This is a genomic window from Microbacterium sp. JB110 (genome assembly GCF_003335195.1).
Lineage (GTDB): Bacteria > Actinomycetota > Actinomycetes > Actinomycetales > Microbacteriaceae > Microbacterium.
In genome coordinates this window covers 233,018-257,801 of sequence record NZ_QPGM01000006.1, presented here as the reverse complement: position 1 = coordinate 257,801, position 24,784 = coordinate 233,018, and the positions used below count along the sequence as shown (strand labels likewise).

Genomic DNA, 24,784 nt, shown 5'->3' with positions numbered 1-24,784 from the left:
ATGGGCGCCCGCCGCGGGAAGTACCCTGGGAGGCGTGAAGATCCTGGTTCTCGGCTCCGGTGCACGCGAGCACGCCATCGTCCTTGCCCTCACCGACGAAGGCGCGGGCCACGAGGTGTTCGCCGCTCCCGGCAATGCCGGCATCGCCCGTGACGCGACGATCGTCGACGTCGACATGCTCGACGGTGCGGCGGTGTCCTCGTTCGCGAATGAGAACGGCATCGGCCTCGTCGTCGTCGGCCCGGAGGCGCCACTGGTCGCCGGCGTCGCCGACGAGCTGCGCGAACGCGGCATCCCCGTGTTCGGCCCTGGGAAGGCTGCGGCGCAGCTCGAGGGCTCCAAGGGCTTCGCCAAGCGCATCATGGACGAGGCGGATGTGCCGACCGGCCGTGCCGCCCGTGCCGCCAGCGTCGACGAGGCCGCCGCGGCGCTCGACGAGTTCGGCGCGCCCTACGTGGTCAAGGCCGACGGGCTCGCCGCTGGCAAGGGCGTCATCGTCACCGAGGATCGGGCGGCTGCCATCGCGCACGCCGAGGAGTACCTGCCAGGCGGTCCGGTGCTGATCGAAGAGTTCCTCTCCGGCCCTGAGGTGTCGCTGTTCTTCCTCAGCGACGGCGACACGGTGCGCGCACTCAGTCCGGCGCAGGACTTCAAGCGTGCGCTCGACGGCGACGAAGGCCCCAACACCGGCGGCATGGGTGCCTACTCCCCCCTGCCATGGCTCGCCGACCGCTTCGGCGACGAGGCCGCGTTCGTCGACGAGGTGACGAACACGATCGCGCTTCCCGTCATCCGGCAGCTCGACGCGGAGGGCACTCCGTTCATCGGCCTGCTGTACGCGGGACTGATCATCACCGACGACGGCGTGAAGGTGATCGAGTTCAACGCGCGCTTCGGCGACCCAGAGACCCAGATCGTGCTGCCCCGCCTCGAGACGCCGCTGTCGCAGCTGCTGCTCGACGCCGCGAACGGCACGCTCGAGGACCAGCCCGAGCCCACCTTCTCCGACGAGGTCGCCGTCACCGTCGTGCTCGCCAGTGAGGGCTACCCTGAGTCACCCGTGAAGGGGCGCGCGATCACCGGTCTCGCCGAGGCCGAAGCGATCGAGGGAGTGCACGTCGCGCACGCGGCGACAGCCGAACGCGACGGGGGGCTCGTCGCCACCGGCGGCCGAGTGCTGAACGTGGTCGCCCGCGGTGCCGACATCGCGCAGGCGCGCGCCCGCGCATACGAGGCGATCAGCCGGATCACGCTGGAGGGCGGTCAGTTCCGCACCGACATCGCGGCGAAGGTCGCGTAGCTCCGCGGCCGGCGAGCGCTCGCAGGATCGCGGAGTCGCACTCCCGCGTCGCGTCGGCGACGGCGCCCTCGGGTCTGTGCCCATCCGCGACAGGCACAATGGTGCGATGTCTCCGCGCACACTGGCGATCACGGGGATCGCCCTTCTCGCCGCCGGCGCTGCCGTCGGCGCAGCCGTCGTGCTCGTCCCCGCCGTCTCTGCGGTCGACGGCTGGTGGAACGGCGCGATGGCCGACGTGCGGTCGGCCGTTCCTGTGGTCGGCATCGCGCGTGTGCTCAATCATGCGGGAGGCGGTTGGATCGCAACGTGGGCGGTGCCGCTCGGACTCATCCTGCTGCTCCTGGTGATGCGCCGCTGGCGCGCCGTGCCGTTCGCTGTGATCGCGATGATCGCGAGCACGGGCGCGGTGCAGCTCATCAAGACCCTCGTGGCTCGGGCACGACCAGAGGACATGCTCGTAGGGTCCGATTTCGGTTCATTCCCATCCGGGCATACGGCGCACGCGGCCACACTGGCCATCGTGCTGTGCCTCGTCTTCCCCCGGATCTGGATGATCGTGATCGGCGGCGCGTGGACGATCTCGATGGCTCTGTCGCGCACAGTGCTGAGCGTGCACTGGCTGACGGACACGATCGGCGGAGCCCTCGTCGGCGCAGGCGCTGCTCTGCTGATCGGCGCACTGTTCGCCCGCTGGGCTCCGCTCGCGCGACGACGAGCCCCGCGCACAGAGGGCTGAGCCGCGCGACGGTCGGGAATCAGCGCGCTCAGACGATCCGGCCCATTCGGCCCGCGCCGCCAGCAGCGAGCGCCGGAACGGCCGCGGTGCCGCTCAGCGCATATCGGCATCGTGAGGCCGATCCCGAGTACGCTGACCCGCATGGAGTTCACCGGCGTCGAAGACTGCGGCAACTCGCCCAAGAACCTGCGGCTCGCGCAGTGGGAGCGCTCGCTCGCGCTCGGGGAATGGGACGAGGTCGCCTCGATGCTCACAGACGAGACGCGACTCGAGATCGCCTCGCGCGGCACGCTCGATGCCGCGGTCGGCGCCGACGTCATCGACCGACTCCGCGGCATCCGACGCGATCTCTCCGGCGGGGCCGTCGAGGCGGCGCTGACGCACGGCAGAGTGGGCGCGACATGGGGCATGTGGCGGCGACCGGATGGGCAGGTGCAGTTCGCGCACGCGTTCCGGTTCGCGACGGTCAAGGCCGACCGGTTCGCGATGATCCGGTTCGTGCACGCGTGAGGCCTGCGGCTTCCGGCCCGCCGCGGCGACTCGCGAATGGGGAGTTCTGCCGGTTGCCGCGCTTCACTGCAGCCGACACAATCGGAGCATGACCGGGAACATGCCGACAGCGTCGCCCACGGCGCGTCTGACCGCAATGCGTATGATCGCCGGCGCCTTCTTCGCCGCCGTCGTGATGTTCGCTCTGGTGGTCTCGCTCATCGTTCCGAGCGAGTACTGGTTCGAGATGCCTGACATCCTCGGGCTGGCGCTGCCGGCCGTTGCCGGCGTCGCCGCGGCCGGCGGCATCGTCACGGTGGGGAACAGCGTCGTCGCGATCGCGCCGACGGATCCGGCCGACCGTGCCACCGCGACTGCGGTGAACCGGTTCCAAACCAGCATGTTCGTTCGCCTGGCATTCGCCGAGCTGCCCGCCTTCGTCGGCCTCGCCGCGGTGCTGATCTCGGCGCACCCCAGCGCGATTCCGTTCCTCATCGGCGCCGTGTTCTCGCTCGTGCTGCACGCGGCGTATGCCTTCCCGACTCGCGCCAGCGTGCGCCGCGTCGAGCGGAAGCTGGATCGCGATGGCGGCCGCTCCCGCTTGGCCGAATCGTTCGGCTTCGGCTCGGGGCCAGGCAACGGCTACACCGGCAGCGCAACCGTGCACTGACACCGGTGATGCGGTCCGCCCGCCCCCCCCCGGGCCATTCCCGTGTGCAGAACTGCACCACCTCCCGCCGGGAACCGCAATGTGCCACACCCGAAGCAGCCCGCCCACCCGAACCGTCCGTCCCTGCCGGAACCCGACCACCACTGTCCGGAAGGCGCGTTCGGCGCACCGGGGGCTGGCCGCGATAATGGGGACATGAGCGACGCCCCACAGATTCCCGGCTGGACGCATTTCTACTCGGGCAAGGTGCGCAACCTGTACCGCCCGGCAGACGGCACCAACGAGAAGATGCTCGTCGTCGCCTCGGATCGGGTCAGTGCGTTCGACTTCGTGCTGGAGCCGGCGATCACCGGCAAGGGAGCGCTGCTGACCGAACTGAGCATGTGGTGGTTCGACCAGCTCGCGGGCGCAGACGGCGGGCCCGGTGTGCCGAATCACCTCACGGGTGAGGAATCGCCTGTCGAGGTCGCCGGCCGCGCAATGGTGGTGCGCAGTCTCGACATGCTGCCGATCGAAGCGGTCGTGCGCGGCTATCTGACCGGATCCGGATGGCTGGAGTACTCCGAGCACGGCACGGTGTGCGGCATCCCGCTGCCCGCGGGACTGAACGACGGCGACCGCCTGCCCGAGCCGATCTACACGCCCGCGTACAAGGCACCGCTCGGCGAGCACGACGAGAACATCTCGTACGAGCGCACGGTCGAGCTCATCGGCGCCGAGCGCGCGGCCCAGCTGCGCGACCAGTCGCTGGCGATCTACTCCCGCGCCGCGGCGACAGCTGAGGCCAAGGGCCTGATCCTCGCCGACACGAAGTTCGAGTTCGGCCTCGACGAGGACGGCGTGATGCGCCTGGCGGACGAAGTGCTCACCAGCGACTCCTCACGCTATTGGGATCGCACCGCGTGGGAGACCGGCACGACACCGGCCGAGCGCATGGCGAGCTTCGACAAACAGATCGTGCGCAACTGGCTCGCCGACAACTGGAACAAGCAGGGCACTCCCCCGCAGCTTCCCGCCGAAATCGTCGACCGCACCGTTGCCCGCTACCGCGAGCTGCTGGAGACGCTGACCGCATAGGCGGCGCCGCAGGTCGCTCTCCGCCCCACAACGACATCGCGCCGGTTCAGACGAACCGGAACCGGATGCGGGCGCCAGGCGGTGCCTGCGCCGCCCGGCCGAGGTGCGCGCGAGTGACGACGCCGACGACCGGGTAGCCGCCCGTGAGCGGTCGGTCGGCGGTGAACAGGATCGGCCGGCCGTCGGGCGGCACCTGGAGCGCGCCGCCGACGGTGCCCTCGCTGGGCAGCTCTCCGTCGCGCAACCGCTCGAGCAGCTGCGCGCCATCCAGGCGCAGGCCGACTCTGTTCGATCGGGCGGTGACGACCCAGTCCTGATCGCAGAACGCGGCGAGCGCGGCCGGCGCGAACCAGTCGTCGCGCGGGCCGGGCACGACGTCGAGCCAGACCTCGTCATCGGATGCCGCGAGCGGATCGCCCGGTGCGGCCCACGGGTCGACGGCGCCGGCGATGCGAGACCCGATCGGCAGGACGGCGCCTGCGGTGAGCGGTTCGGGGCCGAGGCCGGCGAGCACGTCGCGGGAGGCGCTGCCGAGCACCGCCGCCGCTTCGAGGCCGCCGCGGACGGCGAGATACGAGTAGACGCCGCGCACAGCCGCACCGACGACGAGTTCCTCCCCGTCCGACAGCGCGAACGGCACGTCGAACGGTGCTTCGCGTTCCTCGTCGCTCCGGATGATCGTCAGCGACACGGGCGCCCCGGCGACAGCGAGCGTGAGATGCCCGCGGGCACGAAGACGCAGGCCGCCGAGTGCCGTCTCGATCGCGGCGGCACCGGCTGGGTTGCCGACGAACCCGTTCGCCCGGCGCAGCGCACCGCGGTCCATCGCTCCGGACGGCGCGACGCCGAGATCGGCGCGTCCAGGCCGGCCGAGATCCTCGAGCAGCGCGTGCGGCCCGACGGAAACGATCTCGACGACAGGGGCGCGGGGCGGCTCTGGAGCTTCTGCCCCGGGTGCGCCCGTCGGCGCGGCAGCTTCGTCACCGTTGTGGTGCACGTCGCCCGCGGCGACACGGTCACCGCGCACAGGGAGCTCACCTCCGTCATCCGGCGCCAGCGGCACGAAGCGCACGCGCATGCCGGGGCGGAGCAGAGCAGGCTGCGCGCGGTCGAGATCCCACATCGCGTCGGGCGTGCGACCGAGCAGCCGCCACCCTCCGGGGCTCGAGCGCGGATAGACGCCGGAGAACTCGCCGGCGATCGCGACCGCCCCGGCCGGAATGCGCCGGCGAGGCGTCTCCAGGCGAGGTACGTGCAGGGCCGGGTCGAGACCAGACAGGTACGCGAACCCCGGCGCGAACCCGGTGAACGCCACCTCGTAGACGGCCGCGGAGTGGCGCTCGACGACCTCCGCGGGCGTGAGGCCGGTCAGCTCGGCGACCTCGTCGAGGTCCTCCCCGTCGTAGACGACCCCGACCTCGACGGTCTCCGCATCATCCGGGGCGTGGGTCGATCCGGTGCGGGTGAGCAGGTCACCGCGCACCGCGTCACGGTCGGCGTGCGGTGCGAGCTGCACGAGCACGGTGCGCGCGCCTGGCACGGCGTCGACCATGCCGGGCACAGGCCGCGCCGCAAGGGACCGCGCGAGCGCAACTGCCGCCTCGAGGTCGGACAGCTCGACCAGTACCGCGTCGCCGCAGGGAAGGAATCGCATCATGACGCCGCATCTCCCCCTGCAGGTGAACCGCCCCGCTCCCCCGCGGGCCGGCGGGTCGGCACCGGCACCCGGCGCCCCGACACACGGCACTTTCCCCGAGACACTGCAGAATCCGACCGCTTCTGCCTCATCTCAGCGATTCCGCCGCGTCTCGGAGCCGATCGTGCCCCGTGCCCCGCGCCCGTGTCGGTCATCCGGTGCCTACTGAGCGAACGCCCGCACCTCGATGCCGGCGCTCTCGACGGTGGCGCGCACGGTGCGGGCCATCTCGACGGCGCCGGGGGTGTCGCTGTGCACGCAGATGGAATCGGCCTCGCACATCACGATGCGCCCGTCGACCGCGACGATCTCGCGGTCCGTGACCAGGCGAAGCATCCGGTCGGCGATCTCCTGCGGGTCGGTCAGCACAGCGCCGGGTTCACGCCGATCGACCAGCGTTCCCGATGGAGTGTAGGCGCGGTCGGCGAACGCCTCACCGATGGCGCGCAGGCCCGCGTCCTCTGCCCGCTGCACGAACCGCGACCGGGCCAGCCCCACGACGGCGAGGGTCGGGTCGAAGTCGCCGACCGCGTCGATCACGGCCGGGGCGTGCTCGTCGTCACTGGCGACCGTGTTGTAGAGGGCGCCGTGCGGCTTCACGAATCGGATGCGCGTGCCGGTCGAGCGCGCGATCGCGTCGAGCGCTCCCAGTTGGTAGAGCACGTCGCCGTAGATCTCGCGACCGGATGCCCCGAGCGGGCGCCTGCCGAATCCCGCCAGGTCGCGGTAGCCGGGCTGCGCACCCACCACGACGCCGCGCTCGGCCGCGGCGCGCGCCGTGTCGAGCAGGGTGACCGGGTCTCCTGCGTGGAATCCGCACGCGACGTTCGCGCTCGTGACGATGTCGAGCATCGCCTCGTCGTCGCCGAGCTGCCAGCGACCGAAGCTCTCGCCCATGTCAGAGTTCAGATCGATCGTCGCCATGAGCACACGGTACCGGAGCGGTCTTGCCCGTGCGCCGATGGACTGGACGTGCAGCTGCGACGCAGCACAGCCGATCCGGATGGGCCGGGGCGGCTCTGCTGCGGACGCACGGGCGGCATGCGCGACGCGGAACGCGGATCGACTGCGTTGTGCATCGCGCTCCTTCCGCATCGCCGGCGCACAGCGCGGCGACGGCGCTGCGTCAGGCTTGTGCGAGGCGGACGCTCCCGATTGAATGATCGGATGGCCGGCACACACCACAAACACGGAATCACCGACGCGCGCGCCCACCTGCGCGCCCACAGCGATCTGGTGCTGCCGAGCGTCGACCCTCGGTCGACGCCTGGCTACGACGGTGACAAGGAGTCCGGCGCGGCCGACCTCATCGAAGGCCTCGCTGAGCTCGCCGACTTCCAGGAGCGGCTGTTCGCTGCGGGGCAGAAGGGCGCGCATGACTCGGTTCTGCTCGTGCTGCAGGCGATGGACTCGGCGGGAAAGGGCGGCGTCGTGCGCCACGTCATGGGCGGCGTCGACCCGCAGGGCGTTGAGCTCGCGGCGTTCAAGTCGCCGACCGAGGATGAGCTCGCGCACGATTTCCTCTGGCGCGTGGAGAAGCGCGTGCCGAAGCCCGGCTTCATCGGTGTGTTCGATCGGTCGCACTACGAGGATGTGCTGATCGGGCGCGTGCGCGAACTCGCAGAACCGGATGAGATCGAGCGCCGCTATGGGGCGATCGTCGACTTCGAGCGACGGCTGGTCGCGCAGGGCACCCGCGTGGTGAAGGTGATGCTGCACATGTCGTACCAGGAGCAGGGCGAACGTCTCATGGAGCGCCTCGAGCGGCCGGACAAGCACTGGAAGTTCAACTCGGGCGACGTGGACGAACGTGCGCTCTGGCCCGCCTACCAGTACGCGTATCAGGAGGCGATCCAGCGCACCTCGACCGACGATGCGCCCTGGTTCGTCGTTCCAGCCGATCGCAAGTGGTACGCGCGGCTCGCGGTTCAGGCGCTCCTGCTCGAGACGTTCGAAGACATCGACCCGCAGTGGCCGAGCGCGGAGTTCGACGTCGCAGAACAGATCGCGCGCCTTCGCGCCACGATGTGACCGCTGTCTCTCGCGCGGGAGATACGATCGATCCGGATGCCACCGGCGATGCGCCGGACTACGAACCAATGGAGGAGCGACGTGTTCGAAGATCTCAAGGGCCGTGTGGCCGTCGTCACGGGAGGCGCCGGAGGAATCGGCTACTCGATCGCGACCGCATATGCCGATCAGGGCATGGACGTCGCACTGCTCGATCTGTCGCCGAGCGTCGCCGAATCCGCAGCGAAGCTCGCAGCGGACTACGGAGTGAGAACCACGGGACAGGTCGTGGATGTCACTGACCCTGACAACGTCGAGGCCGCCTTCGTCGCCGTCGATGCCGAGCTCGGCACGCCGACCGTGCTACTTGCCGCTGCGGGGCTGACGATCATCGGCGACAGCGTCGACTACCCGCAGTCGAAGTGGCGCACCGTGATGGGTGTGAACGTCGACGGCGTCTTCTACACGACCCAGTCGTTCGCCAAGCGTGCGCTGAAGGCCGACCGCCCGGCATCCGCCATCCTGATCTCGTCGATGTCCGGCTTCGCCGTGAACGTTCCGCAGCGCCAGGCTGCCTACAACGCGTCGAAGGCAGCCGTGCACCAGCTGGCCGCCTCACTCGGCGTCGAGTGGGCCACAGACGGTGTGCGCGTGAACACGATCGCCCCCGGATACGTCGCCACCGACCTCACCAAAGAGGTCATCGAAGCCGACCCCGTGCTGGCGAACGAGTGGATCAGCCGCATCCCGATGGGCCGGATGGCCACGCCCGAAGACCTGCACGGCCTCGCGCTGTACCTCGCCAGCGACGCGTCGAGCTACCTCACAGCGCAGAGCATCATCATCGACGGCGGCTACACCGCGATCTGATCGGCGCCCCCGAACGGCCCGACCCCGCAGAGGGTCGGGCCGTTCGTCGTTCCCGATGTGCTGACGAGATGAGCGCAACCGCGCAAGAAGAGCGCCGTGTGGCGCTCGGCCGCCTGTCGACGGAGAGCCCGTGCTCTGGCCCACACAGCGAACCCAGCCCCGTCTCCTTCGCACGCGAGATGTCTCGTCCGCGAAAAATTTCGCCGCAGGTCTTCCGTTCCCGACACGTTCACGCTAAGTTCAGACGTCATGAGACGTACTAACACGTCCCATGACGTCTGAACGAAAGGGACACCTTGTCTGACACCGCATTTGTCGACTCTGCGACGATCGAGAGCCAGCTCCGCACCGCTCGCGCGGCAATCGCCGCCCGAAGCACGGTTGTGCGCGTCGTGCTCACCGCATGCGGCGGCTCGTACGCGAACATGACGCCCGTCGAGTACTTCCTCGATACCAGGGCGACCACGCTCGACGCCCGTGCGATCAACGCCGCAGAGTTCACCTCCCGCAATTCGTCGCTCATCGATGAGCGTGCCGTCGTCGTCCTCTGCTCCCATTCCGGCACCACCCCGGAGACGGTGGCCGCTGCGAAGCACGCCCGTGAGCGCGGCGCACTGACCATCGCCTTCACCTTCGATCCGTCATCGCCGCTCGCCGAGGCCTCCGAGTATGTGATCGCCTATCAGCACGGCGAGGGTAAGAGCGAGGCCCACGTGGCAGCTCCCCTCCTTCTCCGCCTCGCCGCCGGCATCGTCGACGCGGTCGACGGCACCGACATCGCTGCGGCAATCGACGGCGCCGTCGAGCAGCTGCCGCAGCTCGCGCCCGCCGTGCGCGCGGCGTACGGCGAGAAGGCCGACGCCTGGGCGTTCGCCAACCGTCGCGAGGAGCTCATCTACACGATGGCATCCGGGTCGAACTACGGCCCGGCGTACGCCTTCGCCATCTGCCTGCTCCAGGAGATGCAGTGGGTGCACTCCGCGTGCATCCACGCGGGCGAGTACTTCCACGGTCCGTTCGAAGTGACCGACGTCGACGTGCCCTTCATCGCCCTGCTCGGCCTCGACGAGACCCGCCCGATCGAGCAGCGCGCAGTGGACTTCGCACAGAAGCACTCCGACAACGTCCTCGTCATCGACGCCAACGACTTCGGGCTCGAGCGGCTGTCCGCCGACATCCGGGGCGACATCGCCCACATCCTGTTCAACATCGCCCTGCGCACCTACGCCGACGCGCTCGCTGACCACCGGGGCCACCCGCTCAGCGTGCGCCGGTACATGTGGCGCATGGAGTACTGACCGAAAGGCACGCATCATGCGCACATCGATCCGGATCGCAGCAGTCGGCCTTGCGGCCATCGCACTCACCGCTCCTCTCGCGGCCTGTTCCTCGGGCGGAGGCGACGGCGACCAGGTGGAGATCGACTTCTTCCACCGGTGGCCCAACGAGCCGAAGAAGTCGTACTTCGACGATCTCGTCGCCGAGTTCGAGGCGGAGAACCCCGACATCACCGTCAACGTCGAGAGCGTGCTCAACGACAGTTACAAGGACAAGGTCAAGGTCGTCGCCGGTTCGGCGAACGCACCGGACGTGATGTTCACCTGGAGCGGCTCGTTCGTCTCCGAACTGGTTAAGAGCGACGCCCTGATGGACCTCGGGCCGTGGCTCGAGGAGGACCCGGAATTCGCCGAGAGCTTCTACCAGAGCCAGCTCGGTCCGTTCCAGGTCGACGGAGTGCAGTACGGGCTGCCGATCGGCATGCACTCGAAGGTGTTCTACTACGACACCGAGCTGTTCGACGAGCTCGGGCTCGCGGCGCCCGGGACGTGGGACGAGTTCGAGAACGTCGTCGACACGATCGAGGCCGAGACGGGAGAACACGCCATCGAGTTCGGCGCCGTCGACACCTGGACGATCGCGCACTACCTGGGCACGCTGAATCAGCGCGTCGTCGACCCCGAGGTCTTCGCCGCCGATCAGGACCCGACGACAGGCGAGTTCACCGACCCCGGCTACGTCACGGCGCTGGAGCGTCTGGAGGAGATCGTCACCCACACGAACGACGACTTCCTCGCCATCGACCACGAGATGGCCAGGAACTCCTGGATCGCCGGCGACGGCGGCCCGATGTTCTACGCGCAGAGTGCGGAGATCGGCTACTTCGAGGACGTCGCGTTCGACTATTCCGTGTTCAACTTCCCGTCAGTCGACGGCGGCAAGGGCGACCCGATGCAGCTGACGGGCGCACCGGAGGGATTCGCGGTCTCCAAGAACACGGAGCACCCGGATGAGGTGAAGCGGTTCCTCGAGTTCATGCTGAACAAGGACAACGGCGTCACGTACACCGAGAACACCGGTGAGCTCAGCGCCGTGCAGGGCGCGGTCGAGGAAGCCGACGTCTCCGACACGACGAAGGAGCTGGCACAGCAGATCCTCGACGCGTCCGAGATGACGTCCTGGCTCGACAACGCATACGATCCTCAGATCGTGGCGACCTATCTCTCCGAGGCGCAGCTGATGCTCAGCGGAGAGCAGACGCCGGACGGTGTCATGCAGAAGGTCCAGGAAGCCGCGGAGCGCGTGCGCAGCGCGTCCTGACCTCCCGGGTGCCGGCGCCCTCACGCGCCGGCACCCCATCCGTCCCCTCCCCTTCCCCGAGATTGGTGCATCAATGCCGACCCGCACCCGCGCTCTCAGCAGCTGGCTCTACATCCTGCCGGCTCTCGCCTTCATCGCGCTGTTCGTCTACTACCCCCTCGTCGCGAACCTCGTCTTCGGGTTCTTCTCGTTCCGCGCTGGCGCGAGCGAGATGACTCCGGTCGGGCTCGACAACTTCACCCGACTGCTCGCCGACCCGATCATCTGGTCGTCGCTGATCAACAACGTCGTCTACGCGATCGTGTCGATCGTCTGCCAGGTCGGCGGCGGTCTTGTGGTCGCAGCGTGGCTCACGCACCTGCTGCGCCCGCGGATCGCGACGATCCTGCGCAGCATCTACTTCATGCCGGCGGTGATCTCGATCACGGTCATCGCCCTGATGTTCACCTTCATCTACAGTGCCCGCGGCGGTCTGCTCAACTCCTTCCTCGAGTTGATCGGCCTCGGCGAGCTGCAGACCTCTTGGCTCGCGAACGTCGACACGGCGATGGGATCGGTGATCGCCGTCTCGCAGTGGCAGAGCATCGGATACATCTGCATGCTGTACGTCGTCACGCTGCAGCAGATCCCCGTCGAGTACTACGAGGCGGCGTCTCTTGACGGCGCCGGACGCATCCGGCAGTTCATCAGCATCACGGTGCCGCAGGCGAAGGAGATGATCTTCGTCGCGATGATCCTCACCGTCTCCGGTGCGTTCACGGTGTTCAACGAGCCGTACATCCTCACCGGCGGCGGACCGGGCAACGCAACTCACGTGCTCGCCACCTATATGTACAACCAGGGGTTCTTCCAGAACCAGATGGGCTACGCATCCGCGATCGCGACCGTCATCTTCATCATCACCCTCGTGTTCTCGATGGTGCAGATGCTGTCGTTCCGCACGGGGAAGGACTGACGATCATGTCGACACAGGTCATCACCACCATTCACGACAAGCGCAAGCGCCCCATCGAGCATGCCTGGAACGCGCCCGTCTACCTCGTCCTGGCGATCTACGCCGTCCTGATCGCCTACCCCCTGATCTGGATGCTGATGTCGTCGTTCAAGACATCCGCTGAGATCTACGGCGACCCATGGGGGCTGCCGGAGACATGGCTCGTGCAGAACTACGCCGACGCGTGGGAGCGCGGCATTTCGAGCTACTTCCTCAATTCGGTCATCGTCACGATCGTCACCGCGATCGGCACGGTGCTGCTCGCCGCCCTGTGCGCGTACGGCATGGTCCGGATCACGAGCAAAGCTGCGAACATCGTGCTCATTCTGGCCATGGGCGGCCTCGTCGTCGCGCCGCAGGTCAGCCTCATCCCGCTGTACCAGATGCTCGACGCTCTCGGTCTCCTCGACAGCCTGTGGGCCATGATCCTGCCGTATGTCGCGTTCCGGCTGCCGATGGCGATTCTGCTCATCCGGTCGGTCTTCCTGGGCATCCCGCACGATCTCGTCGACGCGGCGACGATCGACGGCTGCCGATCGCTCGGCGTGTTCCGGCACGTGTACCTGCCGCTGAGCCGGTCGATCCTGATGACCGCGGGGGTGCTCACCGCCTACTTCGCGTGGAACGAGTTCCTGTTCGCGATCGTGTTCGTCAACTCCGACGAGAACCGTACGATACCCGCGGGTCTGATGTCGTTCCGCGACGCGCTCTCTACGGACTGGGGCGTGCTGCTGGCAGGGCTGGTGATCGCCGCGCTGCCGATCGTGGTGGTGTTCATCGCGCTGCAGAAGTACTTCGTCGCCGGCATCACCGCCGGCAGCGTCAAGGGCTGAGAAGGGAAGACGGATGCACACAGAGCAGCAGATCCGCGAGAAGATCGCCGGCGTGCCGGCACCGAGCCTGATCGGCGTCGGCGACAACGTGCTCGACTGCTACCTGCACGAGGACCTCGCGTACCCCGGTGGCAACGCACTCAACGTCGCGGCCTATTCGCGGTTGTTCTTCCGCGGGGAGGCGGGCTTCATCGGGGTCATGGGCGACGACCGGTTCGCCGATCATCTCGGCCATGTGCTCGACAAGGTCGGCGTGGACCGCGCGCGGGTGCGTCGGGCGCACGGCGCCAACGGGATGGCGTTCGTCACCCTCGACGACGACGGCGACCGGCGGTTCGTCGGGTCGAACTACGGCGGCGTGCAGCACGGGCTTCGGCTGCGCATCACGGAGCACGACCACGAGTACATCGGGCGCTACGACCGGCTGCACACCTCGGTGTACTCGGCGATCGAAGCGGAGCTGCCCGCGATCGCGGCGCGGGGCACGCGGATCTCCTACGACTACTCCGACGATGCCGACCCGGCCGTCGTCCGGCGCACCGCAGGGGACGTGGACGTGGGCTTCTTCTCGGGAGGCTCGCTCGACGATCTGGATGTCGATGCCCTCGGCAGGCGCGCGATCGATGCCGGCATGGCGACAGCGGTCGTCACGCTCGGCTCACGGGGATCCGTCGCCTTCGAGGGCGAGCGACGCGCGGAGATGGGTGTGGACGAGGTCGCCGCCGTCGACGCGCTGGGCGCGGGCGACGCGTTCATCACGGGATTCCTCGCCGCTCGCGCAGCGGCGCGCGACATCTCCGGATGCCTCGAGGTCGCGGCATCGACGGGAGCCCTCGCCTGCTTGTTCCGCGGAGCGTTCGGCTATCCTGTGCAGGCGGGGGACGATGCACGCGCTCAGATTCTCAGGCGCTACCCCACGAGCTGACAAGGGGGACTCCTCGACGTGGTGCGATCGGGTTCGCCCCTTCATGAGCAGGTGCGCAGGGCTCTCGCGCAGGAGATCCAGGACGGTCGGTACGACGACACCGGGATGATCCCCGCCGAGCCGGAGCTCGGCGAGCGGTTCGGCGTGAGCCGGATCACGATCAGGCGTGCCGTCTCCGACCTGGAGTCTCAAGGGATGGTGCAGCGGCGCCAGGGCACGGGGACGTTCGTCACCGGGCCGCCGAAGGTACTCACCACCATGGCGATCGGCGGCTTCACCGATCAGCTCACGGCCGCCGGCGACATGTCGCGCGAGGTGAAGCGCGCGGACATCGAATTGGCGGATGCAACGGTCGCCGATGGACTGTGCGTCGAGCCCGGTGCACGGATCCTGCGCCTGGAACGAGTGTTCTCTCTCAACGATGTGCCGCTGTCACTGGACCGCAGCGTGTACGCGCTCGACCGTTACCCGGGGTTCGAGGCGAAGGTCGACGCCGAGGTCTCCACGTACCGCGTTCTGCGTGAGGAGTACGGGGTGACCTTCGCCGAGGTGCGCCGTGAGGTGCGCATCGGATACACCACAGCAGAGACGGCCGCCTGGCTGCATCGGCCGGAACACGATCCTCTCGTCGTCGTGGAGAAGGTCGCCCTCGATGCCGACGGCGGTGTCATCCACACTTCGCACGTCGAGACCGTGCCGAGCCGGGTCCGACTGCAGACGATCGCACGGGAGTGAACGGGGCCCACGAAAACGGGCACCGCCGTTCCGAGATGAGTACGATCGCGCCACGTGAGGACGATTTCGCGCTGAACGTCCTCATCCGGGGCGTTTGTCCTCGTCTGGGGCCGGATGAGGATGCGCAGCACGGGCGTCCTCAGGAGAACATCTCGGTCAGCACAGCGAGGTCGCCCGCGTCGAGTGCCTGCTGAATCGCCGAGATGTCGGCAGAATCGGTGAACATGCCGGACAAGGTGTCGGCCCAGATGCCTCGCATGGTGTCCACGTCGCCCGCGTCAGCTGCGTGCCCCATCGCCTCGATGGCCGCCTGATACGGAATCTGCTCGAACCCCGCAGGCGCGTCCCAGGGGTTGTAGTACGGGATGAAACGGAGGTCCGGGTCAGGGTCGAGGCGCAGCACCTGGTCGGGGTGGACAGTGCGCGTGTGGTTCAGCGTCGTCAGCACCAGGCCGTTCTCGATGCAGAGCCGCTCGCCGATCGCGGCAGCGACATCGCCAGTTGCCACGATGTACGACACGATGTTGCCCTCATCATCACGCCCGACGGCGCCCTGAGCGAATTCCCGCGCGCCTCGATCTTCGATGTCGCCGGTGATGCTGACCCCCTCGGTACTGAGGTTGATCCAGGCGGGGTTGACGCACGCATCAGGGTCAGGCTCCGCAGTGACCTGTGCGGCTTCTTCCTCCGGCGTTTGACTCGCGGGCTCCGGCGAAGGATCAGCCACCTGAGGCGCCGCCGTGGCGGCGCACCCGGCGAGGCCGGTGACTGCCAAGACGAGCGCGGCGAGCGTCGGTGCGAGCTTGTCTGCGCGAGGCATGACGCCATACTTGCAGACGGAAACGAGGACGACTGGGCTCACGTTGCCCAATGTGGAGCCTCACGACGCTGGCCGCGACCCTCGGCAAACATGCATCCCATTTCGGGATGCATGTTGATACACTGGAGCCATGAGCATCCAGATCGCCGTGCGTCTCCCGGATGAGACGGTCGCGTTCCTCGATCGCGCGGTTGCGGACGGTTCCGCCCCGAGCCGTGCGGCACTGGTCGCGTCGGCTCTCGAACGCGAGATGCGACGCCGGATGGCGGAGCGCGACGCCGACCTGCTGCGGGAGGCGCCCGATGGCGACGACCTGGATGACCTGGTGAACTGGACGGCGCGGACCGTCGACCTCGGCGACTGACGTGCGGGAGATCTGCCTTGCCAGGCTCGACAAGACCAGGCCCGTCGTCGTCCTCACGCGGGGCGCCGCGCGCCACGCGATGACGAAGGTCACCGTTGCCCCGATCACCTCCACTGTGAAGGGCCTCAGCAGCGAGGTGCCCGTCGGCCCCGAGAACGGACTCGATCACGACTGCGTCGTCTCGATCGACAACACGCTCACCATTCCCACCCGCATGCTCGGCGACACCATCGGGTTCCTCAGCGAAGCGCAGGAGGCTCAGCTCGCCGCGGCTGTCGTGCTGGCGTTCGACCTCGACGTTCCGCTGCTCGGCCAGTCGCAGCGATAGCCCGAGCGGTCGGCCCCGCGGCGACCGTCATCGCCGCACCGGGTCGAGCACGACGCTGTGTCGAACGTGCCCGCACGAGCGCTGCGCTGCCGAGACGAGTACGATCGCGCCGCGTGAGTACGGATTCGCGCCGCACGTCCTCATCCGGAGCGAATGTACTCGCGCCGGCGGGTCGGCACGGGCGGGATGGAGCGGCGACGCGGCCCCGGGGTGCTACGTCGATTCGCGCACCACGAGCTCGGTGGGCAGCGTGGTCACGCGGGGCGGGTCCTCGCCGGCGAGACGGGCGAGCAGCACGTCGGTCATCGTCTCGCCCTGAAGGTGCGAGGGTTGGCGCACCGTGGTCAGGTGCGGGGTCGCGCTCGTGGCCATGGGCGAGTCGTCGAAGCCGATCAGCTTCAGGTCGTCCGGCACGCGCACGCCGGCCTCGCGGAAGGCGCCGATCGTCCCCCTGGCCATCAGGTCGCTCGCCACGAACAGCGCATCGAACTCCTCGCCGAGTGCCAGCAGCCGCCTGGCCGCGTCTCCGCCGCCTGGGAGCGTGAAGTCGCCTTCGACGACGGGGCCCGGTTCCAGACCCGCGGCCGCGATGGCATCGCGGAATCCCGCGAGACGGTCGATGCCCGCCGGCATGTCACGGGGACCGGCGATCATCGCGATGCGGCGCGCGCCGCGCGAGATCAGGTGCGCTGTCGCGTCCCTGCCCCCTGCGACGTTGTCGACGTCGATGTAGTAGTCGTCAGCGCGCGAGACCACGGGCCTGCCGCCGAACACCAGCGGCACGGCCTCCGCGATGCGGTCGATGTACGAGTCGCTGGTGTGATGCGACACGACGATCGCGCCATCGACGTTGCCGCCGCGCAGGTACCTCGTCGTCTTGTCACCGACGTCGTCGCTGGCGATGAACAGGTTCAGCACGTGATCCGTCGTCGACAGCCTGGCGTTGATGCCTGACACGATCGCGGCGAAGAACGGGTCACCGAAGAACCGCGTGGTGTCTTCGGGAACGACCAGCGCGATGGCGTGGGTCTGCTTCGTAGCGAGCGACCTCGCAGCCCTGTTGGGCACGTAGTTGAGCTCCTCGATGGCGGCGCGCACCGCTTCGAGAGCCGCGGGGCTCACCCTGGAGCCTCCGCCGAGCACGCGCGAGACGGTCGATCTGGACACGCCGGCACGGGCGGCGACCTGTTCGATCGTTGCCTGCGCTGCTCGCGTGCCGTCAGCGGCCATCCGGTCCTTCTCGTTCATCCGACTTCAGTATGCCCGCTTCGCCTGCCGCGACTGGCACTCGGTGCACGGCATCGAGCGCGCGATCCCGGATGATCCGCTGATACTCGCGACCGCTGGCCTTGATCGTGCGCTCCTGGGTGCCGTAGTCGACGTGCACGATGCCGAACCGCTTCTCGTAGCCCCACGCCCACTCGAAGTTGTCGAACAGTGACCAGTAGAAGTACCCGCGCACGTCGACGCCGTTCCCGATCGCGTCGAGCACGGCTCTGAGGTGGCCGCGCAGGTACTCCGCACGATCGACGTCATCGACCTCGCCCGCGACGAGCTCGTCGTCTGAGGCCATGCCGTTCTCGGTGACGTAGAGCGGCACACCGGGGCAGTCATCGGCGACGCGCTCGAGCAGCCGCGTCAGCCCGTCCGGCTGAACCTCCCACCCCATGTTGGTGCGCTCGAGTCCGCGATCGTGCCAGTGGATGTTCTCGTGCGAGGGGAACGGCGACGAGGTCGCCCTGTCCGTGGGTGCGTGCCCGCCTGGCACGGGGACCGCAGGCGCGTGCCCCGAGACGCACTCGCCGTGGTAGTAGTTCACGCCGAGGAAGTCGAGCCTCTCCGAGATCGTCTCCAGATCCCCGGGGCGCACGGCGCGCTCCCATGACGCGACGGCGTCGGCATCGACCGCGGCGAAGTCGGCCGCCACGTCCTCGGGGTACGCGCCCTTCGCGATCGGGTCGAGGAACCAGCGGTTGAACTGACCGTCGATGCGGCGCGCGGCGTCGATGTCGGCCGGGTCATCCGGGTCGACGGCGTCGGCCACCGTGAGGTTGAGCGTCACGCCCAGCTGCAGCGATGCATCGCGCCCTCGCAGCTCGCGCACCGTCTCGCCGTGGGCGAGCAGCAGGTGGTGCGCGGCGAGAATCCCCTCGTCCACGCGCTGCCGGCCCGGCGCGTGTGCGCCCGCCGTGTACGACAGGAACGACGAGCACCACGGCTCGTTCAGCGTCGTCCAGATGTTCACCCTGTCGCCGAGCGCGTCGTGCATGGTTGCGGCGTACTCCACGAAGCGCGCGACGGTGTCGCGGTTCGTCCAGCCGCCGCGTTCTTCGAGCGCCTGCGGCATGTCCCAGTGGTAGAGAGTCAGCCACGGCGTGATGCCGGCACCCAGCAGCTCGTCGACCAGGCGCGAGTAGAAGTCGACGCCGGCGGGGTTCACCGCTGCGCCGTCGGGGCGCACTCGCGACCAGGCCGTCGAGAACCGGTAGCTGCCGATACCGAGCTCGCGCATCAGCGCGACGTCGTCGCGGTAGCGGTGATAGTGGTCGCAGGCGATGTCGCCGTTGTCCGCATTGATCACGGCCCCCGGATGTCGGCTGAAGGCGTCCCAGATGGAGGCCGTGCGCCCGCCCTCGAACGCGGCGCCCTCGACCTGGTAGGCCGCGGTGGCCGCACCGAACAGGAAGTCGGGCGGAAACGAACGGGTCATGTGGTCATCCCTTCACGGCACCGGCCATGATGCCGCTGACCAGCTGCTTGCCCGCCACCACGAACAGCAGCAGCAGGGGCAGGGTCGCGAGCACGACACCGGCGAGAACGATCGAGTAGTCGACGAAATGGTTGGACTGGAGCAGGCTCAGCGCGACGGGCAGCGTCGGGTTCTGCCTGTCGAGCACGATGAACGGCCAGAAGAAGTTGTTCCACGCCGTCACGAACGTGAACAGGAACAGCATCGCCGCGGCGGGGCGCGCCGCCGTGACGCCGACGGTCCAGAAGGTGCGGATCATGCTGGCACCATCCACGCGCGCGGCCTCGATGAGCTCATCCGGGACCGCTTGGCGCAGGTACTGCGTCATCCAGAACACGCCGAACGCAGTCACGAGCATCGGCACGATGACCGCGCCGACCTGGCCCGTCCAGCCCACCTCGGAGAACAGGATGTACAGCGGTACGACGCCGAGCTGCTGGGGCACGGCCATGGTCGCCACGACGAAGGCGAGCAGCACGCCCGCCCCGCGGAAGCGGAGCTTCGCGAACGCCCAGCCGGCGAGGGTGGAGAACACCACGACACTGATCGCGATCAGCGATGAGCTCCACAGGCTGTTCCACAGCGCCGCCCAGAAGTTCACCGACGGGTCGGAGACGACAGTCATCGCGTTCTGCACGAAGTTGACGCCGGGGATCCATGACTTGTTCGGGTCGCGCAGGGTCGCCGAATCGCCGGATCCGATCAGGAACGAGAAGTACAGCGGGAACAGGCTGGCCGCCAGCACGACGCCCAGCGACGCATACGTCCAGAGGCCGGGACGTGTGCCCCTGATGCGCACTGCGCGGCGGCCGCGGCGATCCGGTCCGGTCGTGACCGCGTGAGTGTCGACTTCGTCGAGTTGCGTCGTCATCGCCGTGCCTCCTTTCGTGCCGCCCTGGCTCTCGCCCGCCGCTCACCGCGCGAGAGCTGTGCGCCCCGCGCGCCCTCGTCTCGCACGAGCGAGCGGGTGACGAGCAGATTGATGATGCCGATGGCCAGGATGATCAGGAAGAGCAGCCATGCCAGCGCGGACGCGCGCCCGAAGTCCCACTGCCCCCATCCGATGTCGTACAGGTACAGAGTGATCGTCAGCCACTGAGAGTCAGGGCCTCCCTGCCCGTATTGATCGAACATCCGGGGCTCTTCGAAGACCTGAAGTCCGCCGATGGTGGAGGTGATGATGACGAAGATCAGCGTCGGCTTCAGCGAGGGGAGCGTGATGCTCCAGAACTGTCGGAAGGCACCTGCCCCGTCGACGCGTGCCGCCTCGTAGTAGTCGCGCGGAATCGCCTGCATCGCGGCGAGCAGGATCAGGGCGTTGTAGCCCGTCCAGCGGTAGTTCACCATCGTCGCGATGGCGACGTGACTCCAGAAGGCGTCGACGTGCCACCGGATCTCCGGCATGCCGAGCGTCGTGATCAGCTGGTTGATCACGCCGGACTTGTCGGCGAAGAGTGCGTTGAAGATCAAACCGACCGCCACCGGCGCGACGACGTACGGCAGCAGCGAGCTCATCCGCCAGAACGTCTTCGCCTTGATGTTCCGGTCCAGTGCCGCCGCGATGTACATCGCGAGGATCATCTGCGGGATCGACGACAGCAGGAAGATGCTGAACGTGTTCCGCAGGGCGATCCAGAACTTCTCCTGTCCCAGGATCCACAGGTACTGGTCGAAGCCGATGAACTCGCCCGTGCCGCGCACCTGATCCCAGTCCATGAACGAGATCACGGCCGTGTAGGCGATCGGGAACAGCCCGACGAGGGCGAACACCAGGAAGAACGGCGAGATGTACAGGTAGGGCGAGAACTTGACGTCCCACCGGCTGAGCCGATGAGAGAACGAGACCACCCGAACGCGGCGCTCGGGGGCCGGGGGCCGGGAGGACGGCGCGTGCCCTCCCGGCCGTGTGGCTTGCAATGTCATCCGCAGAGTTCCTAGAAGCTCGAGACCTCGTTCACCCACGAGTCCCAAGACGCGTCGGCGGTTTCGGTCTCGTTGAACACCCGCGTCACGGCGCTGGTGAGGGCGTCGCGGAACTGGAAGTACTTCGGTCCCTTGTACGGCTCGATCTCGACGGCCTCAGCGCGTTCGATGCCGATCTGCCCGGCGGGTGCGCCGCCGAAGTACTCGTTCGTGAAGCCGGTGAGTTCTTCTGACTCATACGTGTCCGGCTGACTCGGGAAGGTGCCGGCGTTCTTGAACGCCTTGATCTGCGTCTCCGGCGAGGTCAGCCAATCGGCGAACTCCTGCGCAGCCTCGACGTTGTCGCCGTCTGCGGGCACGGTCAGATACGACCCGCCCCAGTTGCCGCCGCCGCCCGGGAAGACGTTGGCGATCTGCCAGTCATCGACATCCGGGGCCTCGCCCTGAATGATGCCGAACATCCACGGCGGGCACATCATCGCCGCGAACTCGCCGTTCGCCATCGCCGCGTACCAGTCCTCACTCCACTGATCGGGGTACGCCGAGATCGGGTTGGCCTTCTCGACCGTGGTGTCGAACACCTCGCGCACGGCGGGGTTCTCTGTGGCGATCACGGAGTTGTCGGTGTCCTCGAAGGTCTTCTCCTGCTGGTTGATCAGTGCCTGGAGCACTGAGCTGGCCGAGTCGAGGAACGGCTTGCCGGTCGAATCGACGTAGTCCTGACCGACGGAGAACAGGTCGTCCCACGTGGTGAACAGGCCGGCGACCTCCTCCGGATCGGTCGGCAGACCGGCCTCGGCGAAGAGGTCCTGGCGGTAGCAGACCGACTCAGGGCCGATGTCGGTGCCGTAGCCGACGAGGTTCCCCTCCGCGTCGGTGGCGGCCTCTTCCTTCCAGTCGAGCCAACGACCCTTCAGGTCATCCGGAACGGGGGCGAGCAGGTCGGCGTACTCCATCAGTTCGGGCAGCCAGTCGATCTCGACCGCCTCGATGTCGCTCAGGCCGCCGCTGCCGAGCTTCTGGAAGTAGTTCGCGCGGGCGTCGTCTGTGGTCGCCGCCTTGTTGTGCACGATCGTGATGTTGTCGTGTTCGGCCTCATACTCGGCGAGGAGCTCGTCGGTGTAGCCGAAATCGTTGAACGTAGCGACGCTGAGTTCGATCGGGCCATCCGGATCGGCGTTCGCTCCGCCGCCGTCGCTTCCGCAGGCGCTCAGCGCAAGGGCTCCGGTCGCGAGAACGGCCACGCCGATGGCGGCGCGGCGGGTTGCAGGTGTGATCACGTTTCCACTCCTTCGTGGTGGTTTTCAGCAGGCCCCGGATGTCCGGAGCCGAGTCTTCTGTGGTGTTGGGAGGGTGCATCGAGAGACACGACGCGATGTGGGAGCGCTCCCACTGCTGAGGCACTACGTTATGGGAGCGCTCTCACAGTTGTCAAGGGAGTGGGCGGATCCGCACCCGGCCGGTGTCCGCGTGCGCTGTGCGCCGGACTCCCGAGCCGGTGCGCCTGTGCGGCTCACCGCCGTCTGCGACCGAGCCGCGCTTGCCGCGAGCGGTCACGCCCGGCTCTGCCGGCCGGGGAACAGGTCGGGACCGAACCCGGCCTTGGCGATGATCTGCGCAGCGATCGTGCGGTTGTTCGCGCCGAGCTTCGCGAGCACCTCTCCCTGATGACTGCGCACCGTCGTGACGCCGATGCCGAGCAGGTCGGCGATCTCGGGCAATTTGAGTCCGCGTGCCATCTGCTGCGCGACCTCGCTCTCGCGCGGGCTGAGCCGCTCGTACAGTCGGCGGGCTTCCGCCTGCTCGTCGTCAGCCGCGACGCTGGCGGCTTCCGCGATCATCCGGGTGACCTCGGCGCGCGGGCCGACGAAGCTCTCCCCTGCCGCGGCGATCCGGATCGTCTGCTCGATCTCGTCTGCGACTCTCACCTTGGGCAGGAACCCCAGCGCGCCCGCTTCGACCATGCTGCCGACGTATTCGTCGACGGCGAGACCCGTCATCGCGACGATTCGCACGTCGGGCGCGACTCTGGCGACCTCGCGCGTGGCACGAATGCCGTCGAGTTCCGGCATCCTCACGTCCATGAGCAGCACGTCGGGCGCATATGCGCGGGCAGCCTCCACCGCCTCCCGACCGTTGCCCGCCTCTGCGACGACCTCGATGCCGTCGGCATGCGCCAACTTGCCTGCGATGAACCCGCGGACCATCACCTCGTCGTCGGCGATCACCACCCGTATCGGGCGCACGGTCTCGTCGGTCACCCCGTCAGTCTACGAACCGCCTCCGACGTTGAGCACCCGCGGTGCTGCCTGCCGTTCAGCTCGCATCCGGCGTCAGCCACGGCAACGTCGCATCGACGATGAAGCTGCCCTCGTGCTCGCCGATCCAGATCTCACCTCCGATCTGCTCCACGCGCTCGCGCATTCCCGTGGCCCCGAGGCCAGCTCCGTGCGTGGACAGCACGCCGGGTGCTGCGGTGAGATCGTTCTCGATGCGCAGCCGCACGCCGTCGGCCGGCGTGCCATCGAGGAAGATCCGGATGACGCATCCCGGCGCATGCCTGACCGCATTGCTCAGGCCCTCCTGCACAAGGCGGTACACGTTCTGATGCAGCAGATCGCTCGCACCGTCGAGCCCCTCGAGCAGGATGATCGTCTCGAGCCGCACGCCGGCCGCGCGGTGGGAGCGCACGATGTCGGCGATGCCGCGCATCGTGGGCGCAGGAGCGGAAGGTGCATGTCCCAGCGGGGTGCGCAGATCGTTGACGAGAGCGCTGAGATCGTCGGCCGCACGCACCGTTTCTGCCCGCAGCGAGCGGGCGAAGTCTACGACGCGCGGATCCCCCGCGGCGGCGGCCGTCTCGATCTCATCGCTGCGGAAGGAGATCATCGTGAGCCTCTGGCCGAGGGAGTCATGCAGCTCGCGCGCGACCTGCTCGCGCACTTGTTTGCGCTCGAGTTCACTGCCGAGCATGTCGGCTCTGGCACGCTCATGCTCGGCCAGATGAGTGGCGGAGTCGGTGCGGCGGTACGCACGCGAGAGGGCAAGAGCACCGCAGTACGCACCGAGTGAGAGGGTCGCGATCACGAGCGGCGCGACGACCTCGAGCACCGGCGACTCACGGTTGTCCGCCAGCGCCCACACCACGGCGCCGCCCCACGGGCCGAACGCCTCGCGCAGCGCGAAACCGACCACGGCCACCGGCACACCCCAGCGCACCCACCGCGCAAACCGACCGGGCCGGCGCGTGGACACGGCGAAGCCGCCGATCAGCAGGAGCAGGTATTCCGAGCCGACAGCGGCAAGAACTGCTCCCGCCGCGAGCACGAGGAACGGCACACGGTGCCGCCAGAACACCGTGATCCACGACGCCGTGATGATGAGGCTTCCGAGTATCCCGCGATCCGTGAGCTGTTGGTCGCCCGTGAGTGCACCTGGCACGTTGTAGATCTCCAGGAGCCCGACGAACCACCCGAACGCGAACAGCACGATCGTCCCGACAATCGACGCGGCGATCGCGACGATGCGCGACGGGCTGGCTCGGGATGACGGCACGCCACGAGGCTATTCGAGGCCTCCGACATCCGGATCATCTCTTTTGTCGTAATGGGTCGTCACTTCTGAGGAGACATGCACGCGAATACGAGGATGTCCAGAATGTCGGAGG

At 68.1% G+C, this 24,784-nt stretch carries 25 protein-coding genes; 15 read left to right on the top strand and 10 right to left on the bottom strand.

What is annotated here, in order from left to right; genetic code table 11:
* The first annotated feature begins 34 nt into the window (after positions 1-34).
* From purD to CIK77_RS12340, 5 genes are all read left to right on the top strand, one after another.
* A complete protein-coding gene (purD, locus tag CIK77_RS12360) occupies positions 35-1,300 on the top strand; it encodes a phosphoribosylamine--glycine ligase (protein WP_087054113.1) in 1,266 nt (421 codons plus the stop codon).
* Positions 1,301-1,406: 106 nt separating this feature from the next.
* A complete protein-coding gene (locus CIK77_RS12355; protein ID WP_087054112.1) occupies positions 1,407-2,036 on the top strand; it encodes a phosphatase PAP2 family protein in 630 nt (209 codons plus the stop codon).
* Positions 2,037-2,177: 141 nt separating this feature from the next.
* Positions 2,178-2,546, top strand: a complete 369-nt coding sequence (locus CIK77_RS12350) for a hypothetical protein (protein WP_087054111.1) — start codon at positions 2,178-2,180, stop codon at positions 2,544-2,546.
* 88 nt (positions 2,547-2,634) lie between these two features.
* Complete coding sequence (locus CIK77_RS12345; protein ID WP_087054110.1) at positions 2,635-3,195, top strand: hypothetical protein; 561 nt, start codon at positions 2,635-2,637, stop codon at positions 3,193-3,195.
* Between the two features lie 195 nt (positions 3,196-3,390).
* Entirely contained in the window at positions 3,391-4,272 is an 882-nt protein-coding gene (locus tag CIK77_RS12340; RefSeq protein WP_087054109.1) for a phosphoribosylaminoimidazolesuccinocarboxamide synthase, read from the top strand.
* 46 nt (positions 4,273-4,318) lie between these two features.
* Here CIK77_RS12340 and CIK77_RS12335 read toward each other — a convergent pair whose 3' ends face one another.
* Together CIK77_RS12335 and CIK77_RS12330 are read right to left on the bottom strand one after the other, a co-directional pair.
* Entirely contained in the window at positions 4,319-5,929 is a 1,611-nt protein-coding gene (locus CIK77_RS12335) for an urea amidolyase family protein (protein WP_212647444.1), read from the bottom strand.
* A gap of 201 nt (positions 5,930-6,130) precedes the next feature.
* Complete coding sequence (locus CIK77_RS12330; RefSeq protein WP_087054262.1) at positions 6,131-6,892, bottom strand: LamB/YcsF family protein; 762 nt, start codon at positions 6,890-6,892, stop codon at positions 6,131-6,133.
* Between the two features lie 243 nt (positions 6,893-7,135).
* Between CIK77_RS12330 and CIK77_RS12325 the strand changes: the two genes are divergently transcribed.
* The 8 genes from CIK77_RS12325 to CIK77_RS18245 all read left to right on the top strand — a co-directional run bounded on the left by CIK77_RS12325 (position 7,136) and on the right by CIK77_RS18245 (position 14,933).
* Positions 7,136-7,999 (top strand): PPK2 family polyphosphate kinase, encoded by an 864-nt coding sequence (locus tag CIK77_RS12325; protein ID WP_087054108.1) that lies wholly within the window; start codon positions 7,136-7,138, stop codon positions 7,997-7,999.
* Positions 8,000-8,080: 81 nt separating this feature from the next.
* On the top strand, positions 8,081-8,848 hold the full coding sequence (locus CIK77_RS12320; protein WP_249268487.1) for an SDR family oxidoreductase: 768 nt from the start codon (positions 8,081-8,083) through the stop codon (positions 8,846-8,848).
* Between the two features lie 296 nt (positions 8,849-9,144).
* Positions 9,145-10,146 (top strand): SIS domain-containing protein, encoded by a 1,002-nt coding sequence (locus tag CIK77_RS12315; protein ID WP_087054107.1) that lies wholly within the window; start codon positions 9,145-9,147, stop codon positions 10,144-10,146.
* Positions 10,147-10,162: 16 nt separating this feature from the next.
* Positions 10,163-11,446, top strand: coding sequence for an ABC transporter substrate-binding protein (locus CIK77_RS12310; RefSeq protein ID WP_087054106.1), 1,284 nt, complete (start codon positions 10,163-10,165; stop codon positions 11,444-11,446).
* Positions 11,447-11,519: 73 nt separating this feature from the next.
* Complete coding sequence (locus tag CIK77_RS12305) at positions 11,520-12,401, top strand: carbohydrate ABC transporter permease (RefSeq protein WP_087054105.1); 882 nt, start codon at positions 11,520-11,522, stop codon at positions 12,399-12,401.
* 5 nt (positions 12,402-12,406) lie between these two features.
* Positions 12,407-13,273, top strand: coding sequence for a carbohydrate ABC transporter permease (locus CIK77_RS12300; RefSeq protein WP_087054104.1), 867 nt, complete (start codon positions 12,407-12,409; stop codon positions 13,271-13,273).
* Between the two features lie 13 nt (positions 13,274-13,286).
* Positions 13,287-14,198 (top strand): PfkB family carbohydrate kinase, encoded by a 912-nt coding sequence (locus CIK77_RS12295; RefSeq protein ID WP_087054103.1) that lies wholly within the window; start codon positions 13,287-13,289, stop codon positions 14,196-14,198.
* 18 nt (positions 14,199-14,216) lie between these two features.
* Positions 14,217-14,933 carry a GntR family transcriptional regulator gene (locus tag CIK77_RS18245; protein WP_087054102.1) on the top strand — a complete coding sequence of 239 codons (717 nt, stop codon included), beginning with the start codon at positions 14,217-14,219 and terminating at the stop codon, positions 14,931-14,933.
* 139 nt (positions 14,934-15,072) lie between these two features.
* Here CIK77_RS18245 and CIK77_RS12285 read toward each other — a convergent pair whose 3' ends face one another.
* A complete protein-coding gene (locus CIK77_RS12285) occupies positions 15,073-15,753 on the bottom strand; it encodes a hypothetical protein (RefSeq protein ID WP_087054101.1) in 681 nt (226 codons plus the stop codon).
* A 130-nt stretch (positions 15,754-15,883) separates the two neighbouring features.
* Here CIK77_RS12285 and CIK77_RS12280 point away from each other — a divergent pair, with 130 nt between their 5' ends.
* Together CIK77_RS12280 and CIK77_RS12275 are read left to right on the top strand one after the other, a co-directional pair.
* Positions 15,884-16,117, top strand: a complete 234-nt coding sequence (locus tag CIK77_RS12280; protein WP_087054100.1) for a YlcI/YnfO family protein — start codon at positions 15,884-15,886, stop codon at positions 16,115-16,117.
* A 1-nt stretch (position 16,118) separates the two neighbouring features.
* Positions 16,119-16,445: a type II toxin-antitoxin system PemK/MazF family toxin gene (locus CIK77_RS12275; RefSeq protein WP_087054099.1), complete on the top strand. Its 327-nt coding sequence runs from the start codon at positions 16,119-16,121 to the stop codon at positions 16,443-16,445.
* 213 nt (positions 16,446-16,658) lie between these two features.
* Here CIK77_RS12275 and CIK77_RS12270 read toward each other — a convergent pair whose 3' ends face one another.
* The 7 genes from CIK77_RS12270 to CIK77_RS12240 form a co-directional block, all read right to left on the bottom strand.
* Entirely contained in the window at positions 16,659-17,675 is a 1,017-nt protein-coding gene (locus CIK77_RS12270) for a LacI family DNA-binding transcriptional regulator (protein ID WP_087054260.1), read from the bottom strand.
* Positions 17,665-19,155: a GH1 family beta-glucosidase gene (locus tag CIK77_RS12265; protein WP_087054098.1), complete on the bottom strand. Its 1,491-nt coding sequence runs from the start codon at positions 19,153-19,155 to the stop codon at positions 17,665-17,667. Before CIK77_RS12265 ends, CIK77_RS12270 begins: the two co-directional genes overlap by 11 nt.
* Positions 19,156-19,159: 4 nt before the next feature.
* On the bottom strand, positions 19,160-20,065 hold the full coding sequence (locus CIK77_RS12260; RefSeq protein WP_087054097.1) for a carbohydrate ABC transporter permease: 906 nt from the start codon (positions 20,063-20,065) through the stop codon (positions 19,160-19,162).
* Positions 20,062-21,117, bottom strand: coding sequence for a carbohydrate ABC transporter permease (locus CIK77_RS12255; RefSeq protein ID WP_087054096.1), 1,056 nt, complete (start codon positions 21,115-21,117; stop codon positions 20,062-20,064). The genes CIK77_RS12260 and CIK77_RS12255 overlap by 4 nt, the downstream gene beginning before the upstream one ends.
* Positions 21,118-21,128: 11 nt before the next feature.
* Complete coding sequence (locus CIK77_RS12250) at positions 21,129-22,397, bottom strand: ABC transporter substrate-binding protein (protein WP_087054095.1); 1,269 nt, start codon at positions 22,395-22,397, stop codon at positions 21,129-21,131.
* A gap of 273 nt (positions 22,398-22,670) precedes the next feature.
* Entirely contained in the window at positions 22,671-23,378 is a 708-nt protein-coding gene (locus CIK77_RS12245; protein WP_087054094.1) for a response regulator transcription factor, read from the bottom strand.
* A 55-nt stretch (positions 23,379-23,433) separates the two neighbouring features.
* Positions 23,434-24,672, bottom strand: a complete 1,239-nt coding sequence (locus CIK77_RS12240) for a sensor histidine kinase (RefSeq protein WP_087054093.1) — start codon at positions 24,670-24,672, stop codon at positions 23,434-23,436.
* Between the last annotated feature and the right edge of the window lie 112 nt (positions 24,673-24,784).

Coding starts and splice junctions, on each gene's coding strand:
- CIK77_RS12285 (WP_087054101.1), bottom strand. CDS start 15,753: ATGCCTCGCGCAGACAAGCTCGCACCGACGCTCGCCGCGCTCGTCTTG.
- CIK77_RS12310 (WP_087054106.1), top strand. CDS start 10,163: ATGCGCACATCGATCCGGATCGCAGCAGTCGGCCTTGCGGCCATCGCA.
- CIK77_RS12295 (WP_087054103.1), top strand. CDS start 13,287: ATGCACACAGAGCAGCAGATCCGCGAGAAGATCGCCGGCGTGCCGGCA.
- CIK77_RS12350 (WP_087054111.1), top strand. CDS start 2,178: ATGGAGTTCACCGGCGTCGAAGACTGCGGCAACTCGCCCAAGAACCTG.
- CIK77_RS12305 (WP_087054105.1), top strand. CDS start 11,520: ATGCCGACCCGCACCCGCGCTCTCAGCAGCTGGCTCTACATCCTGCCG.
- CIK77_RS12335 (WP_212647444.1), bottom strand. CDS start 5,929: ATGATGCGATTCCTTCCCTGCGGCGACGCGGTACTGGTCGAGCTGTCC.
- CIK77_RS12300 (WP_087054104.1), top strand. CDS start 12,407: ATGTCGACACAGGTCATCACCACCATTCACGACAAGCGCAAGCGCCCC.
- CIK77_RS12265 (WP_087054098.1), bottom strand. CDS start 19,155: ATGACCCGTTCGTTTCCGCCCGACTTCCTGTTCGGTGCGGCCACCGCG.
- CIK77_RS12255 (WP_087054096.1), bottom strand. CDS start 21,117: ATGACATTGCAAGCCACACGGCCGGGAGGGCACGCGCCGTCCTCCCGG.
- CIK77_RS12270 (WP_087054260.1), bottom strand. CDS start 17,675: ATGGCCGCTGACGGCACGCGAGCAGCGCAGGCAACGATCGAACAGGTC.
- CIK77_RS12340 (WP_087054109.1), top strand. CDS start 3,391: ATGAGCGACGCCCCACAGATTCCCGGCTGGACGCATTTCTACTCGGGC.
- CIK77_RS12345 (WP_087054110.1), top strand. CDS start 2,635: ATGACCGGGAACATGCCGACAGCGTCGCCCACGGCGCGTCTGACCGCA.
- CIK77_RS12355 (WP_087054112.1), top strand. CDS start 1,407: ATGTCTCCGCGCACACTGGCGATCACGGGGATCGCCCTTCTCGCCGCC.
- CIK77_RS12280 (WP_087054100.1), top strand. CDS start 15,884: ATGAGCATCCAGATCGCCGTGCGTCTCCCGGATGAGACGGTCGCGTTC.
- CIK77_RS12325 (WP_087054108.1), top strand. CDS start 7,136: ATGGCCGGCACACACCACAAACACGGAATCACCGACGCGCGCGCCCAC.
- CIK77_RS12260 (WP_087054097.1), bottom strand. CDS start 20,065: ATGACGACGCAACTCGACGAAGTCGACACTCACGCGGTCACGACCGGA.
- CIK77_RS12330 (WP_087054262.1), bottom strand. CDS start 6,892: ATGGCGACGATCGATCTGAACTCTGACATGGGCGAGAGCTTCGGTCGC.